Here is a 15,533-nt window from a genome sequence, read left to right on the forward strand (position 1 = left end):
GCGGCCGCCAGGGTTTACATCCGCATCAGCAGGCCGCCGTCGACGGCGAGTTCGATGCCCGTGATGTAGCTTGCGGCATCCGAGAACAGGAACAGCGCGGCGTTCGCCATGTCCTGCGGCGTGCCGATGCGGCCGAGCGGCGCATAGCTCGCCACGGCGGCGCGCTTCTCCTCGGTGTCCCAGCGCGCCTGCAGCGGCGTCAGCGCCATGCCGGGGCAGATCGCGTTCGAGCGGATGCGTTCGCCGGCAAGCTGCATGGCGAGCGACTTGGACAGCGCGCACACGCCGGCCTTCGAGGCCTGATAGGCGTCCTGCGGGTTCGGGTCGCCGCGATACCACTGGATGGTGGAGAAATGCACCATGGCGCCGCCGCGGCCGCCGGAACGCATGTAAGGAACGACGGCGCGTGCGGTGTGCACGAAGGATTTCAAATTGATGTTGAAGACCTGGTCCCAGACATCGAGGTCCATATCGAGCGCAGACTTGTCGCGGCCGAACCACAGCACGCCGGCGACATTGGCGAGATAGTCGATGCCTCTGCGCTCGCGGCCGGCGGTGCCGATGACCTGTTCGACGAAAGCGGCGTCGGTCAAATCACCCTGCGCGAAGGTCAACCTGTCGTCATAGGCGGCAAGCGAGGCTGGGCGTGGCTTGATATCGATGGCGGTGACGGAGGCGCCGGCATCGAGCAGCGCCAGCGCGATCGCTTCGCCCATGCCGCCGCCCGCTCCGGTGACGACCGCATGCCTGCCGGTGAAATCAAAGACGACCATTCATTTCCCCTCGGTTTTTGCTGCAAGGCCCGATACTATCTCTGCGCCAGGGCGCGATCGTTCGACAATAGGGGCGGACAAAAAATCCCTTGGCAGGCGTCGCACATCAGGGACTTCGAATGGCAGCGCTATTTCGGCAGCTGAGGCGTGGAGAACTTCCAACGCTTTGCAACGCAAGCGATCAGTTCCGCTGATCATTGGGTCAGGCGAATTGGTGTGACATTGAAAGCGACGCTCCCTAAATGAGGCCGCTCTTAAAGCGCGTCTCGTTGAGCGGATTCAGGTGACGCGCGTTAAGTCTTTGGTTGATGCATGTCGTTGTCCCAGAACCGCTGCGCACTTCTGGGCGACATGCTTAGGGAGCGGCTGATGGCGGCGGAAGCAATCTCCGGAGGCAGGACCGGCGGCGATTTCTGGGACGGCGTGCGATTGAGCATGCCGGTCGTCGTCGCCTCGGCGCCGTTCGCGATCCTGTTCGGCGCGATCGCCGTCGACAATGGTTTCTCCGTGCTCGAAGCCTTTTTGATGAGCGCCATGATCTATGGCGGCGCCAGCCAGATGGTCGGCATCGAATTGTTCGGCCAGCATGTCGCGCCATGGCTGATCGTGCTGTCGATCTTCGCGGTGAATTTCCGCCATGTGCTCTATTCGGCCGGCATCGGCAGGCGTATCGCGCATTGGCCCGTGCTGCAGCAGGCGCTCGGCTACTTCATCCTGACCGACCCGCAATATGCCATCGCGGAGGCAAGGGCCGAGTCCGGCCGTCCTGTCGGTTTCGTCTGGTATCTGGGTCTCGGCCTGCCGGTCTACGTGTTCTGGGTGATCGAAAGCGGCTTGGGTGCTGTGTTCGGCAAGATGATCCCGGATACGCATGCGCTGGGCATCGATTTCCTGCTGCCGATCTATTTCCTCGGCCTGGTGCTTGGCTTCCGCAAGCGGCCGCTGTGGGCACCCGTCGTCGCCGCCAGCGCCGTCGCCTCGATCATCGCCTACAGAACCGTCGGCTCGCCCTGGCATGTCTCGATCGGCGCGGTCGCCGGCGTCCTCCTGGCGGTGATCCTGCCGCCACACCACAGCGGCGTGGGCAAGCGGCCATGAGCACGACCTTCTGGATCATCCTCGCCGGCGCCGTCGCCACCTATCTCACGCGTGTCGGCGGCCATCTCGTCATCTCGCGCTTCGAGACCATCCATCCGCGCGTCGAGGCCGGGCTCAACGCCGTTCCGGCGGCGGTGCTGACGACGCTCGTCGCGCCGGAACTGCTGCATGCCGGACCGGCCGAATGGGCGGCGCTGATCGTCACCGTGCTGGTATCGCTGCGCGGCGGACTGATGGCGATGTTTTTGGCCGGCGCGGCGGTGTTGATTATCGCGCGCCAGTTTATGGGTTAGCTTTCCATCCTGAATGGTTGGCGCTGCCCTCACTGCCTGCCCGTCCTCCGCAGCAGCTGCGCTGCAGCTACGGAGGGTGGACCGGGCATTTCTCCCCGTGAACGGGAGAAAGAAGCTTGCCTCAAATCTTCGCGTCGTGCGGCAGCGGGGCGGTGGCTTTTTCCAGCCAGGCCAGCGTTTCGCCGTCGACCATCGGGCCGATCTCGGCCAGAACCCAGGCGTGATACCGGTCGAGCCATTGCAGCTCGTCCCGATGCAGCAGGTCGCTGCGGATGAGCCGCTTGTCGATCGGCGCCAGGGTCAGCGTCTCGAAGCCGTGCATGGCGATGTCGCCGCCTTCGATCTGCTCCGCAGGCGTGACCAGGATCAGGTTCTCGATGCGGATGCCGTAGGCGCCTTCCTTGTAATAGCCCGGCTCGTTGGACAGCATCATGCCGGCCAGCAGTTTTTCGGTGCCGGTGCGGGCGATGCGCTGCGGCCCTTCATGCACGGCAAGGTAGGAGCCGACGCCGTGGCCGGTGCCGTGGGCGAAGTCGCAGCCATGCTTCCACAGCGCCACGCGGGCGACGGCGTCGATCTCCGAGCCGCGCGTGCCGGCAGGGAAACGCAGCGTCGAGATGCCGATCATGCCCTTCAGCACGAGGGTGAAGCGTTCACGCATTTCCTCGGTCGGCTGGCCGATCGGCACAGTGCGGGTGATGTCGGTGGTGCCGTCCTGATACTGGCCGCCGGAATCGAGCAGGAACAGTTCGCCGCTTTCAAGCTTGCGGCTGGTGGCGCGCGAGACGCGGTAATGCATGATCGCGCCGTTCGGGCCGGCGCCGGAAATCGTGTCGAAGGAGACGTCGCGCAGCGGCATCTGCGTTTCCTCGCCGGTCTGGCGGCGCACTTCCTCGAGCTTGGTGACGACGGCGATTTCGTCCAGCGAGCCGGGCTTCTGGCGATCCAGCCAGCAGAGCAGCTTGGCGACCGCGGCGCCGTCGCGGCGATGCGCGGCGCGGCTGCCGGCGATCTCGGCCTGGTTCTTGGTGGCGCGCGGTATGCGCGCCGGGTCGGCGGCCAACACGACGGTGCCGCCATTGTCCTCGACCAGCATCCTCAGCTTGTCCGCCGCCAGCACAGGATCGAGCGCGATTTTCGCGCCGGCCTTGGCGAGCTCGATGATCGCGGCTTCGAATTCGCCTGGATCGTGCAGGTCAGCCAACTGCGTGAGGTAGGCCGCGACCTGGCGTGGGAATTTACGCTGGTCCATGAAGATCTGATGCTTGCCGTCGGCGGCGAGGATGGCGAAGCCGAGTGCCAGCGGCGTATGCGGCACGTCGCTGCCACGGATGTTGAAGGCCCAGGCTATCGAAGAGGGATCGGTCAGCACTGCGTGGGTGGCGCCGTCCTTTCCGATCGCACCCGCCAGCCGAGCCAGCTTGTCCTTGGCGAGCTCGCCGGCGAGGTTTTGCGGATGGATCTCGACAGGCGCGCGCGGCGGCTCCGGCTGGTCCTTCCAGATGATGTCGATGGGATTCTTGTCGAGCGGCACTAGAGTAGCGCCGGACTGCTCGGCTGATGCCTTCAGCGCCTTGATCTCGCCGATCGTATGCAGCCAGGGGTCGAAGCCGAGCCTCGCGCCCTTGCCGAGATTGTCTTTGATCCAGGCGGCCGGCGGATTGTCGATGAGGCTCTCGATGGTGAAGATCGAAAGGTCGACCTCTTTGCGCACCTGCAGCGTGTAGCGGCCGTCGACGAAGATGAAGGCGCGGTCGCGCAGGATTATGGCGACACCGGCCGAACCGGAAAAACCGGTCAGCCATTTCAGCCGCGCCGAGCGGTCGGCGACATATTCGCCCTGATGCTCGTCGGCGCGGGGGACCATGAAGCCGTCGAGGCCGTTCTCGGACAGCCATCGCCGCAGCAGCGCCACGCGCGGCTTGCCGACGGCCGGATCGCCAGCGGAATCAAAGGTCTGGAACATTTTTGGCGTCTCCCTCGAATGCGAGCCGAGAGCGTAGCGCATAGACCTTCAAACCGGAATCGATTTCGGCAGGGCCAGACAGGCTGGATTTTGCCAGGCTCAGCGCTTGAGGTGGATGGTCACCCAGCCTTCGCGATGCAGCGTGCGGACGTGGCGGAAGGCTTGGCCGACATAGGCCGAGATCACCGCGTCGCGCTGCCGGTCGAGGATGCCGGAGAGCACCAGCGAACCGCCGAGCCTGATATGCTTGGCCATCTCCGGCGCCAGCCGCATCAGCGGCCGGGCCAGGATGTTGGCGACGATGAGGTCGAAAGGCGCGCGCCTGGCGAAGATCGGATTGTGGAAGCCGGGCGCCGTCACCGTCTCGACCAGCGCCTTGACATGGTTGAGGCGGGCATTGGCGGCGGCGACGCGGATGGCGACCGGATCGATGTCGGTCGCCAGCACCGGGATATGCGCGAGCTTGGCGAGCGCGATGGCGAGCACCGCGCTGCCGGTGCCGAGGTCGAGCGCGTTGCGCGGCCGCTCGCGCAGCACCACCTGCTCCAGCATTTCGAGGCAGCCGGCGGTGGTGCCGTGATGGCCGGTGCCGAAGGCAAGGCCGGCCTCGATCTCGATGGCGAGGTCGCCAGCGTGGCGCTTGGCGCGGTCGTGCGAGCCGTGGACCAGGAAGCGGCCGGCGCACACCGGCTTCAAGCCTTCCAGCGAGCGCGACACCCAGTCCACGTCGGGAAGGACCTCGCGCGCGACGGGCTTCGGCAGTCCGAGACCGGCGAGGAGATCCTTGACCCGCGCTTCGACGGGATCGACGTCGCCATCGGCATAGAGCGACACTTCGTGGATGTCGTTGTCCTCGTCGAGCTCCAGCACGGCGATCGGCAGGCCGTCATCCTCGAAAGCGGCGTCGAGCGCCGCGAAGATGCGGTCGGCCTCGACCTTGTTGGCAGTGAGATGGAGCCGGATCTGGCTCATCATGTTTGCCCGCCCGCTGCCAGGCGCTTCAGCTTGGCGACAGCGGTGTCGGCGCTCTCGCCATAGGCGATGGTGCCGGCGAAATCGCCCTTGGCGTTGAGCAGCAGCACCGAAGCCGTATGGTCCATCGTGTAGTCGCCGTCGCCTGTGTCGACCTTCTTCCAGTAGATGCCGAAGGCCTTGGCCATGGCATGCACTTTGTCCGGATCGCCGGTGATGCCGGTGATGCGGTCGGAGAAGTTGCTGACATAGGTGTTCATCGTCTGCGGCGTGTCACGCTCCGGATCGACGGTGACGAAATAGGCGTTGAGGTTCTTGCCGCTGTCGCCCATCGTCTTCAGCCAGCCGGCCAGCTCGAACAGGGTCGTCGGGCAGACTTCCGGGCAATGGGTGAAGCCGAAGAACACGACGCTCGGGTGCCCTCTGAACGCCGCTTCGGTGATCGGCGCGCCTTTCTGGTCGACCAGCGTGAAGGGCGCGCCAAAGGGCTCGCCGCCATAATGGCCCCGGTACCAGTCGAATGTCAGCCAGCCGATACCCGCCGCCATCAGGACGAGAATGCCGACCAGGATTGAACGCATCATCAGTGAATGTCCATTGCTTTGGCTGGAAGCCAGGTTCGGCGACAGTCTTAGCGGGTCGGCGCCGGGCGCGCAAAGATGTCGCGTTGCCGCAAGCGGCCGGACAGGCCGATCGGCTTGTAAACGCCACGATCCTGCCCCACCTGACATCGGCAAAAACCGAACCGAGGAGGCCTCCTTGCGAAAATTGATCGGCTTGTTCGCTGCCTGTCTTGCCCTGAGCGCCAGCGCGGCCATGGCTGACGAAGTGGGTAAAGTCGGCGTCGACTGGATCGGCAACGACATCATGATCGACGCGATCAAGGACCCGAAGGTCGACGGCGTCACCTGCCATGTCGCCTATTTCGACCGCAGCATCATCGACCGGCTGCATAAGGGCAACTGGTTCGAGGATCCTTCCGATTCCTCGATCTCCTGCCGCCAGACCGGGCCGATCACCATCGGCGACATCGACATGAGCGAGGGCGGCGAAGAGGTGTTCAAGCAGGGCCTCAGCCTGATCTGGAAGAAGCAGGTGGTGAACCGCATCTACGACAAGAAGAACGAGACGCTGATCTATCTGTCGCATTCGCGCCAGGTGCAGAACGGCTCGGCGAAGATGTCGGTCACGACCGTGCCGCTTTACGGCCAGAACGTGGTCTGGACCAAGGGCAAGCCGCAATAGGCCGAAGCGGACGATCGGCCCCGCTTGCGGGACCAATCGCTCGGGCGTAAAGCCCGAGTTATGGACCACCCTGAAAATCTTGTCCTGAAAGATCCCGAGCCACGCATCCATCCGACCGCGGAGTTGAAGGCGTGCAAGCTCGGCCGCTATGCCTCGATCGGCGAGCGGGTGATCCTGCGCGAAGTGACGGTCGGCGACTTTTCCTATTTCGAACGCCATTCCGAGGCGATCTACACGACGATCGGCAAGTTCTGCTCGATCGCCGCCAACAGCCGCATCAACGCGCTCGAGCATCCGATCGAGCGGCTGACGCAGCACAAGGTCAGCTACCGGCCCAACGAATATTTCCGCTGGCTGGGCGTCGACACCGAATTCCGCGCGCGGCGCCAGGCAAAATCGGTCAGCATCGGCCATGATGTCTGGATCGGTCACGGCGCGGTCATCATGCCGGGCGTCGCGATCGGCAACGGCGCCGTCATCGGCGCCAATGCCGTGGTGACGCATGACGTCGCGCCTTACACGATCGTCGCCGGCGTTCCGGCCAAGCCGCTGCGCCAGCGGTTCCCGGCCGCCGTCGCGGCGCGCATCGAGGCGCTCGCCTGGTGGGACTGGACGCCCGAGAAACTGGCGAGCGCAATCCCCGACATGCAGGCCGTGCCGATCGAGGCCTTTCTCGACCGTTGGGAAGACGGCACCCTCTAAAGGCGAACCAGCGGCGGAGCGCCAGAGGACGCTGAGGGGCGCTACTTGGGTATTACGCTTCGCTCTCGGGAATAGTTGCCCCTTCCGCCATGCGGGGGTGGCGCAGCGGAAGGGGCTGGAGGTAAACCGCCGTTAAGCGGAAGGAACAGGCTTTCGGCCTGCTCCGGCACTATCGCAAACAAACAAATAAGGTGTGTTTTCCCCTGTTCGCGCCTTTCGCGTGCAGCCGATTGTGGACGCGCGCATGCGAGAAAATCCAACGACTTGGAACCGGAAGCCGCGGCTGTCTGTTTCCTGTGAGCGCCGCGCCGATGCGGCCTGTTGTGGGATCCAGATGATAGAGAAACTATTCACCAGGGTTGCCAATTGGGTGGCACATCTCGCCGGCATGCCACCGACTTTCGCCGTCTGCGTGTTGATCGTGGTGGTCTGGGCGGTAACCGGCCCGCTGTTCGGCTTTTCGGACACCTGGCAACTGGTCATCAACACCGGCACCACCATCATCACCTTCCTGATGGTGTTCCTGATCCAGAACACGCAGAACCGAGACGGCGCGGCGATCCAGGCCAAGCTCGACGAGCTGATCCGGGTCGGCCGCGCTCAAAACCACTTCATCGGCATCGAGCATCTGACGGAATCGGAGGTCGAGGAGATCCGCGACAAATGCGAAGCGGCGGCCAAGCGGCACGACCGCAAGATTGCCGAGATGGCGGCGAAGAAGGCTGTGGCGGGCAAGGCTGGTTCCAAGAAGAAAGCAGCCGCCTGAGCCTGGCCGGCTCGAGCGTTTCGCAGAAACGTCGAACCGCTAGATATTTGCTTTTGCGCAATTCCGGACGGAAAACCGCTACGCACTTTTCCTGGAATTGCTTAGCGGCCCATGAAGGCCGCGAAGGCGTCCTTGTGATCGGGATGCCAGCGCGACAGAGCAGGGCGGTTCTCGATGATGTCGCCGATCGCCCAGGCCATGCGCTTTTCATCCGTCGGCCGCGCCACCTCGTTGTCCGGGCACAGGATGTAGAAGTCGCCGTCCATCAGCGATGCCAGCATGAAGTCGATCACCTGCTCGCCGGTCCAGGCGCCGGCGGGCTTTTCCGTCGCGCCTTCGGTCAGGCCGGTATAGGTGAAGCCGGGGATCAGCAGATGCGCCGACATCTTGCCTCCCGGCTCGTTGCGCAGCGCATGCGCCAGCCCTTCGGTAAAAGTCTTCACGCCGGCCTTGGAGACGTTGTAGGCGAGGTTGCCGGGTGGCGTGGTGATGCCTTGCTTGGACCCGGTGTTGATGATCGTGCCCGGCTTGCCCGCCGCGAGCATGCGCGGCGCGAAGGCCTCGACGCCATGCACGACACCCCAGAAATTGATGTCGAGCAGCCGCTTCCAGGCGTCGCGGTTCTCCCAGGGCTTGCCCGGATTGTTGCCGACGCCGGCATTGTTCATCAGCACCGACACCGCACCGAAGGCGCCGTTGGCGAGATCCGCCAACCGGTCTACCTCGTCTGCCCTGGAGACGTCGGTGGGGATTGGGAGCACGGCGTCGTCGCCGGCGATCGCCGCGACCGCCTCTCTTGCCTGGTCGAGGCGCACGCCGCCGATATCGGCCAGCACCACCTTCATGCCCATCGCCGCGAACCGTTTTGCGGCGGCAAGGCCGATGCCGCTGGCGCCGCCAGTGATGACGGCGACGTTGCCGGAAGCGAAAGCGGGCAGGGCGATCTGGATCTGGGCGTCGCTGGTCATGGTTTCCATCCTTATGAGGGTCGGGCCGAACTTAACGCCGGACGTCGCCGAGGCAAGCCCGGTTCGTCCCGCATGTGACCGCAACAACAGCCGCAACGGGTTGACCATGGCGGCGCCCGCCGCGCATGGTGTCCCAAAAAGGAGTTCGGCATTTGACCGACTGGATCGGAATCCTGAAAGAGCAAACCGTCAACGGCGATCAGATGGGTCGCGAGGTGCCGAAGATGCTCGCCAATCCCGACATCAGCGAGGCGCAGGTGAAAACGCTGTTCGCGGCGCTGGAGAAACAGGCGGATTTCGCCGAAAAGCTGCGGCTGGCGCTGGAGAAGTTCGGCCATGACTTCCCGATCATCAAGGCGGCAGAAAGGCTGGAGGAACGCTATGCCGATCTTGCCGCCTCTGTGGCGGAAAAGCTGAAAGTGATGCGGAAATAGCCGTTATTTCTCCACCAACCGCTCGAAGCGCTTGTCCGGCGCGAACCAGACGGTCGCCACCAGCACATAGATCGCCACGCTGATCCACTGGTTGAAGAAGCTTAGCAGCACGGCAACGATATAGAGCGCCAGCGAGATCTTGCCTTTTTTGTCGTGGCCGACGGCCTTGGCGAAGGTCGTGTCGGCGCCATGCAGATGGCGAAGTTTGATGACCAGGATGGTGTAGGCGACGGCGCAGAGCGCGAGGTCGATGCCATAAACGGCGACCGGCGCAGCCGCGAAATGGTTCTCTCCCATGAACGCCGTGGTCACCGGGATCAGCGACAGCCAGAACAGAAGGTTGAGATTGGCCCATAGCACGCGTCCGTCGACGCGCTGCACGGTGTGGAACATGTTGTGCAGGTTGTTCCAGTAGATGCCGACATTGATGAAGGAGAGCACGTAGCAGAAGAAGATCGGCCACTGCGGCAGAAGTGTTGAAAAATCCTCGCCGTGCGGCACTTTCAGGTCCAGCACCATGATGGTGATGATGATGGCGACGACGCCATCGGTAAATGCCTCGACCCGTCCCTTGCCCATGATTCCTCCCTCGGTGGCTGACGGACGTTACGAGAGGATTTTGCGCCTGACCATCCTGCCAGAATTGTCAGGAGGGCGTTCGGCAACCGGAACAGCCGTCATTACATAGGCGTTGGGCTTGCAACGCCGGAGGTGCCGATGGCCAGCGACGCTCAAACCATGACGCGTGAGAATGAACTTGACGGGACCGCCGCAAAGGCCGCCGTCGCCGCCATGATCGCCGCGCTCTTTGCCGGCAGCACCGCGCTGACCCCGCTTTACGTGATCTACAAGCAGGAATTCGGCTTTTCGCAGATCACGCTGACGCTGGTCTATGCCGTCTATGTGGTCGGCAATCTGGCGGCGCTGCTGTTTTTCGGCCGTCTCTCGGATGCCGTCGGCCGCCGCCCCGCCGCGCTTGCCGCGATGGCTGTTGCGGTGGTCAGCGCGTTGTCCTTCCTCTTCGCCGAAGACCTCGCCTGGCTCGACATCGCCCGCATCCTGAGCGGGCTCGGCATCGGCGTCGGCGCAGGCGCCGGCACCGCCTGGCTGGCCGAACTGATCGAAGGCAAGGACAAGTCGCGCGCCGCCGTCATCGCCACCAGCACCAACTTTGTCGGCCTCGGGGCCGGCGCGCTCGTGGCGGGGGTGCTCGCCCAATTCGCGCCATGGCCGCTCAGGCTGACATTTGCCGTCTATCTCGTCCTGCTTGGGCTCGTCACCCTGCTGATCTGGCGCACGCGGGAAACCGTCTCCAGGCCTGGACGGTTCTCCGACGTCCCGCTGCGGCCGCGGCTTTCGGTGCCTGACGGTATCCGCGCGCAGTTCGTGGCGCCGGCGGTGACCGGTTTTGGCGCCATGGCGCTGGTCGGCTTCTATGCCGCGCTGGCGCCGAGCATTCTCGCGCAGCAGCTGCACGTGACCAATCATGCCGAAGCCGGCGGGCTTTTCTTCGAGCTGTCGAGCGTGGCGGCTATCACCATCGTCGGCACCGCCTGGTTCTCCAGCCGCTCCACCATGCTCGCGGCGCTGGCGCTGATGATCCCCGCCGTGGCGCTGATCGTGGCGGCGCAGGTCTACGCCTCGATGGCGCTCATGATCGCCGCGACGGCGGTCTGCGGCGTGGCGGCGGCGCTTGGCTATCGCGGCGGCCTGCAAGTGGTCAATCAGATCGCGCCGGCCGACCGCCGCGCCGAGGTGGTGTCGGCCTTCTTCATCTGCTGCTTCTGCGGCAACGCGCTGCCGGTGATCGGCATCGGCATCCTGTCCAGCCTGGCGAGCGCCACCGTGGCAAGCCTGGCCTTTGCCGGCATGATCATCGTCTTCTCGCTGGTCGCGCTCGGCTTTGGCGTCAGATACGCACGGTAGGTCTTGGCTATTCGGTCTCCGGCAGGAGCTGCGCGCGTTGGCGCGGCACGCCAAGGCCGGTGTCGGGCGGCTCGCCCGCGGCCGGCCGATCCTCGATCATATGCATCGTGCGCCAGCGGCCGAAGCGATAATAGGCGGCGGCCAGCACCAGCGAAGCGATCGAGCCCGCCGGAAAGCTCCACCACAGCGCCTCCTGGCCGATGACGCTGCGCATGGAATAGGCAAAGCCGGTGCGAATGATCAACACCGAGATGATCAGGATGATGAGCGGCGGCATGACGGCGCCGGTGGCGCGCACCGTGGCGAACAGCACGATCGTGATGCCGAACAGGATGAATGACCAAGACGCTATCCTGTTGATGTGGGCGGCGATGTCGATCGCGGCGCTGTCGTTGCTGAGGAATAGGCTGAGCACCGCGCGGTCGAAGACGAAAAGCAGCGCCACCAGCGCGCCGGTCAGCACCAGGTTGAAGCCGACGCCGGACGCCGCGACCTTGCCGATGCGGTCCCAGCGCCCGGCGCCGACATTCTGCGCCGCCATCGAGGAGACGGCGGCGCCGATCGCCAGAGCCGGCATCTGGATATAGGTCCAGAGTTGGGCTGCGATGCCGTAGGCGGCAGCGACCTGCGAGCCGTAGGAATTGACGATGCCCATCACGGTCAATGCCGCGGCCGAGATGACGATCATCTGCAGGCCCATCGGGATACCCTTGAAGACGACGATGCGCAGCAGGGCCGGGTCGGGCCTGAGCAAGGCGAGATCGGCGCCCGCCAGCCGCAGCGGGTGTTTGCGGGCATAGAGCACGATCAGGATGGCGATCACGCTGACCGTCTGGCCTATGAGCGTCGAAGTCGCCGAGCCGGCGATGCCGAGCTCGGGGAAGAGGCCGATGCCGCGGATCAGCAGGGGATTGAGCACGACGTCGAGAACGACCGCCAGCGCCATGAAGACAAACGGCGTGCGCGAATCGCCGGCTCCGCGTAGCACGGTCATGACGAAGGACAGAAGGTTCATCATCGGCACAGCGACAAAGATGATGCGCAGATAGGCGCGCGCCAGCGGCAAGGCATCCGCCGGCGTGCCGAGCCCGGTGAGGATGGCGTCGACCCAGACCCAGCCGCAGACCGCGAACACAACGGAAACCAGGAAGAAGAAGGTGGCGCTGGTGCCGACGATGTGCTTGGCTTCCGGCAGATCGCGGGCGCCGACGGACTGCGCGACCAGAATGGTCGCCGCCATGCCGATACCGAACACCGTGCCAAGGATCAGGAACAGCACCAGATTGGCGTTGGAGGTCGCCGTCAGCGCCGCCTCGCCAAGGAAGCGCCCCACCCAGACGGCATTGATCGAGCCGTTCAGCGACTGCAGCACGTTGGAGCCCAGCACCGGCAGGGCGAACAGAAGCAGCGTGCGCGGAATGGGGCCGCTGGTCAGGTCGCCGGTCCGCCGGCGGGTGGGCTTCTTGTCATCCATGGCAGCACCGAAAATGAATCAGGCCCGCGATGGTATCGCAGGCCTGATGGTCATGCATCCTTTTCAGGATCAGCGGGATGACGGGCATTCGCCCGTCGCCGGTTACTGGCCGGCGACAGTGTTCCCAGACAGGCCGGGGATTGTCACCTGATAGACGAGGAAGGTGGTGTCGACATCGGCTCCATCCTCGGCTTTGTACGAAGCGCCGACCTGGAAGCCGTCCTGGGTGAGGAAGTCGTTGTCGTTGGCGACGAACAGGAAATAGTCGTCGGGCAGCTTCGGATCGAGCACGGAGACCAGCGACATCGCCTCCCACTTCTCCGAAAGGTTGTCCTTGTCGTTCGGCGCGCCATTGTGCAGGCCGAAGCGGCCGAGCTCGCCCTTGTCGTTGATGTCGATGAACGAGGTAAGCTTGGCCGGCGTCACCGACGGGTCGAGCACGCCCTTCGGCGCGACCGGCTTGTCGGCCGCGTCGAACGGACCGTTGGCGATATCGGTGGCGGCGGAAAGGTCGACGATCTCGATCTTGCGATAGAGCGACTCGTCGCCCTTGAGACCCTGGCCGTTGCCCGAGTCGCGCGCCAGCATCAGGAAGCTCTTGTCGGAGAGCGCGACGATCTCGCTCTGCGCGGCCACCTTGGTCTTGCCTTTGGCATCCTTGAACACCGGCAGCGGCACGACATATTCGTGCGCCAGCTTGAGGTGGGCGAGGTCGGAAGCATCATAGACCAGCGCGCGGGTGTTCTGGCGGGTCGAGCCGGAATCGCCGCCGTCCTGGCGCGCCGCCGACTGCAGCACGGCGATCAGGAACTTGCCGTCCGGGGTCATCGACATGCCTTCGAGCCCCTGGTTGTTCTGGCGGCCGGTCTCGGGATCCTTCGGATCGGGCTCGGCGGCGCCCGGGCCGGGGTTGTCGGAAGCGAAATTCGGCTTGCCGTGGCGCATCGGCACAAGGGCCGCGGGCGGTTGCGTCGCCGACATCAGGTGGCCGTCGGCCGAAAAGCGGTAGATGTTGGGGCCATATTCGTCGGAGATGAACATCGTGCCGTCCGGCAGCCGTGCGATCGCTTCGTTATCCAACGCCAGCTTGCCGTTGTCGGCCTGCGGCAGGATCGGCATGTCGCCGGCGGCTTCGCGCACGCCGTTCAACGGATCGAGGCCGGTGGCGTCGGCGCCCTTGTCGTCGGTCAACAGCATCGTGTCGGCGAGCGTCGCTTTCACGCCAGACTGTTCCTGTCCGGCGGCGGGCGCCGCGCCGGGGGCAGTCGGGGCCAGCTCGATCGAGATGGTGTTGAGGCGCGGGCGATAATCGGTGGTGCCGACGACATTGTAACCGCGGTCCGGCAGCAGCCAGAGCGAGCCCTTGTAGCCGGCGCCGTCACGCGCCCAGGACTTGGTGTCGATCGCTATGCCGGACCCTGAACCGAAGGTCTCGCCGAACTTGTCCTTCTGGCTGGCCGGGATGCGGCCGATGCCGACCAGCCCCTTGTTGACATAGGCGACGCCATCGGCGAGCGCCGGGGTGAGGGCGGTGAACAGGGCAAGCGCCGCGCCGAGCGCGACGGTTCGGTTAAGGTGTTTCATCGATATCCCCTTTTGACGAGCAGAGCGGCCAGTGGCTCAAAAAGGCGCGGCATCGACGATGCGGCCAGCCCTGGCCGCCAAGCGGTCTAGGACGTGAACGTGATGGTTGCGTGACAGGCGGAGGTTCTTTCCTTCTTCCACAGGGGGAGAAGGAAAGCGCTTCCGCTCAATCGCTCTCCCGAACGACCAGCTCCAGCGGCCAAACCTCGCGGATGATGCGTGTGCCTTCGGGGGCGGCGAAGGCGGGAAGCGAGGCGAGCAGCATCTCGGCCAGTCTCCGGCCCATCGGCTCAAGCGATGGACGGAAGGCTGTCAGAGTCGGCGAGAAATAGCGGCAGAGCGGCGTGTCGACGATGACGGTCACGGCGATGTCGTGGCCCGGCCGGATGCCCATCTCGGCCAGTGCCTTGCAGCCGCCGAGCGCCATGGCGTCGTTGTTGAAGATGATTGCCGTCGGTCGGTCCTTTGAGAGCATGACGCGCGGCGTCACCTGGTAGCCGCCGGCCTCGTTGATGAAGCCGTCGGCGATCAGGCCGAGGTCAACCTCGATGCCGTGCCGTTTCAGCGCCTTGCGATAGCCGTCGAGGAAGAGATATCCGAAATTGAGGTTGAGCGCCGGGCGGATGGCGGCGATGCGACGATGGCCGCGCGCGACCAGCCGGTCGACCGCGTCGCTGCCCGCCTTCTCGAAATCGAGATCGAGCGAAGGGTAGGACTTGCCGCCCGAGCGGCTGCGGCCGAGCGTTGCGAAGGGAAAGCCTCGCTCGGTCAGATAGTCGATGCGTTCGTCCTCGCGCCGCGTCCAGGCCAGCACCACCGCGTCGGCGCGGCGGGTCTCGACGACGCGGCGCAGGCGCTCCTGCTGGTAGTCGCCAGGCGCGCCCATCACCACGATCAGGTCGAGCCCGCTTTCGGCCAGTCGCGCCTGCAGGCCGGTCAGGAACGGGATGAAGAACGGCTCGCCATATTGCTGGTCACCCGGATGCGGTTGCAGCATGAAGGCGACGGAATGGGTGGCGCCTTGCCGCAAGCTGCGGCCGGACTGGTTGGGCGCGTAGTTCAGCAGCTTGGCGGCTTCCAGCACGCGCCGGCGGGTGTCAGCATTGACGTCGGCGCGGCCGTTCAGCGCCCGCGACACGGTGCCGATCGAAATGTTCAGGTGACGCGCAAGGTCGTGGATGCTGGACGCCAAGGACGGTTCTCCCCCTGCCTTGGCTAGCACCGGCTGCCGCTCAGGCCAAGGCTTCGGGACAATTTTCGACAAGCAGCCGATTGACATTCTACGCCATCGGGTGTGTTCTCGTAAACGTTTACGGAAAAACGTTTACGGTT

The 15,533-nt window shown here is 64.8% G+C and carries 16 protein-coding genes; 7 read left to right on the forward strand and 9 right to left on the reverse strand.

The window, feature by feature from the left end:
• Positions 1 to 14: 14 nt before the first annotated feature.
• The gene (locus tag FJ414_RS10085; protein ID WP_140644080.1) at positions 15 to 773 is read right to left on the reverse strand and encodes an SDR family oxidoreductase; all 759 of its coding nucleotides are present in this window, start codon (positions 771 to 773) and stop codon (positions 15 to 17) included.
• Positions 774 to 1,142: 369 nt separating this feature from the next.
• Between FJ414_RS10085 and FJ414_RS10090 the strand changes: the two genes are divergently transcribed.
• On the forward strand, positions 1,143 to 1,871 hold the full coding sequence (locus tag FJ414_RS10090) for an AzlC family ABC transporter permease (RefSeq protein ID WP_140644082.1): 729 nt from the start codon (positions 1,143 to 1,145) through the stop codon (positions 1,869 to 1,871).
• Positions 1,868 to 2,164 carry an AzlD family protein gene (locus FJ414_RS10095; RefSeq protein ID WP_140644085.1) on the forward strand — a complete coding sequence of 99 codons (297 nt, stop codon included), beginning with the start codon at positions 1,868 to 1,870 and terminating at the stop codon, positions 2,162 to 2,164. The genes FJ414_RS10090 and FJ414_RS10095 overlap by 4 nt, the downstream gene beginning before the upstream one ends.
• A gap of 121 nt (positions 2,165 to 2,285) precedes the next feature.
• Here FJ414_RS10095 and FJ414_RS10100 read toward each other — a convergent pair whose 3' ends face one another.
• The 3 genes from FJ414_RS10100 to FJ414_RS10110 all read right to left on the reverse strand — a co-directional run bounded on the left by FJ414_RS10100 (position 2,286) and on the right by FJ414_RS10110 (position 5,686).
• Positions 2,286 to 4,130 carry an aminopeptidase P family protein gene (locus FJ414_RS10100; RefSeq protein ID WP_140644087.1) on the reverse strand — a complete coding sequence of 615 codons (1,845 nt, stop codon included), beginning with the start codon at positions 4,128 to 4,130 and terminating at the stop codon, positions 2,286 to 2,288.
• A 99-nt stretch (positions 4,131 to 4,229) separates the two neighbouring features.
• Positions 4,230 to 5,102: a 50S ribosomal protein L11 methyltransferase gene (locus FJ414_RS10105; protein ID WP_140644339.1), complete on the reverse strand. Its 873-nt coding sequence runs from the start codon at positions 5,100 to 5,102 to the stop codon at positions 4,230 to 4,232.
• A complete protein-coding gene (locus tag FJ414_RS10110) occupies positions 5,102 to 5,686 on the reverse strand; it encodes an SCO family protein (RefSeq protein WP_140644089.1) in 585 nt (194 codons plus the stop codon). Before FJ414_RS10110 ends, FJ414_RS10105 begins: the two co-directional genes overlap by 1 nt.
• A 232-nt stretch (positions 5,687 to 5,918) precedes the next feature.
• On the opposite strand from FJ414_RS10110, the gene FJ414_RS10115 reads away from it, so the two are divergent.
• The 3 genes from FJ414_RS10115 (at position 5,919) to FJ414_RS10125 (ending at position 7,815) form a co-directional block, all read left to right on the forward strand.
• On the forward strand, positions 5,919 to 6,347 hold the full coding sequence (locus FJ414_RS10115) for a CreA family protein (RefSeq protein WP_140644341.1): 429 nt from the start codon (positions 5,919 to 5,921) through the stop codon (positions 6,345 to 6,347).
• Positions 6,348 to 6,407: 60 nt separating this feature from the next.
• Positions 6,408 to 7,049 (forward strand): DapH/DapD/GlmU-related protein, encoded by a 642-nt coding sequence (locus FJ414_RS10120; protein WP_140644092.1) that lies wholly within the window; start codon positions 6,408 to 6,410, stop codon positions 7,047 to 7,049.
• A gap of 334 nt (positions 7,050 to 7,383) precedes the next feature.
• Positions 7,384 to 7,815, forward strand: coding sequence for a low affinity iron permease family protein (locus FJ414_RS10125; RefSeq protein ID WP_181181583.1), 432 nt, complete (start codon positions 7,384 to 7,386; stop codon positions 7,813 to 7,815).
• Between the two features lie 101 nt (positions 7,816 to 7,916).
• Here the strand turns inward: FJ414_RS10125 and FJ414_RS10130 are convergent, their stop codons facing one another.
• Positions 7,917 to 8,783: an SDR family NAD(P)-dependent oxidoreductase gene (locus FJ414_RS10130; protein ID WP_140644094.1), complete on the reverse strand. Its 867-nt coding sequence runs from the start codon at positions 8,781 to 8,783 to the stop codon at positions 7,917 to 7,919.
• A 152-nt stretch (positions 8,784 to 8,935) separates the two neighbouring features.
• Here FJ414_RS10130 and FJ414_RS10135 point away from each other — a divergent pair, with 152 nt between their 5' ends.
• Positions 8,936 to 9,217: a hypothetical protein gene (locus FJ414_RS10135; protein WP_140644096.1), complete on the forward strand. Its 282-nt coding sequence runs from the start codon at positions 8,936 to 8,938 to the stop codon at positions 9,215 to 9,217.
• A gap of 3 nt (positions 9,218 to 9,220) precedes the next feature.
• Here FJ414_RS10135 and FJ414_RS10140 read toward each other — a convergent pair whose 3' ends face one another.
• Entirely contained in the window at positions 9,221 to 9,796 is a 576-nt protein-coding gene (locus FJ414_RS10140) for a TMEM175 family protein (RefSeq protein WP_140644099.1), read from the reverse strand.
• Positions 9,797 to 9,934: 138 nt separating this feature from the next.
• Here FJ414_RS10140 and FJ414_RS10145 point away from each other — a divergent pair, with 138 nt between their 5' ends.
• Positions 9,935 to 11,143, forward strand: coding sequence for an MFS transporter (locus FJ414_RS10145; protein WP_140644102.1), 1,209 nt, complete (start codon positions 9,935 to 9,937; stop codon positions 11,141 to 11,143).
• A 7-nt stretch (positions 11,144 to 11,150) separates the two neighbouring features.
• Here the strand turns inward: FJ414_RS10145 and FJ414_RS10150 are convergent, their stop codons facing one another.
• From FJ414_RS10150 to FJ414_RS10160, 3 genes are all read right to left on the reverse strand, one after another.
• Positions 11,151 to 12,617: an MATE family efflux transporter gene (locus FJ414_RS10150; protein ID WP_140644104.1), complete on the reverse strand. Its 1,467-nt coding sequence runs from the start codon at positions 12,615 to 12,617 to the stop codon at positions 11,151 to 11,153.
• A 102-nt stretch (positions 12,618 to 12,719) separates the two neighbouring features.
• Positions 12,720 to 14,201 (reverse strand): esterase-like activity of phytase family protein, encoded by a 1,482-nt coding sequence (locus FJ414_RS10155; protein ID WP_140644106.1) that lies wholly within the window; start codon positions 14,199 to 14,201, stop codon positions 12,720 to 12,722.
• A gap of 166 nt (positions 14,202 to 14,367) precedes the next feature.
• Positions 14,368 to 15,393 carry a LacI family DNA-binding transcriptional regulator gene (locus FJ414_RS10160; protein WP_140644108.1) on the reverse strand — a complete coding sequence of 342 codons (1,026 nt, stop codon included), beginning with the start codon at positions 15,391 to 15,393 and terminating at the stop codon, positions 14,368 to 14,370.
• Between the last annotated feature and the right edge of the window lie 140 nt (positions 15,394 to 15,533).

The sequence above is a fragment of the Mesorhizobium sp. B3-1-6 genome (genome assembly GCF_006439555.1).
GTDB lineage: Bacteria > Pseudomonadota > Alphaproteobacteria > Rhizobiales > Rhizobiaceae > Mesorhizobium.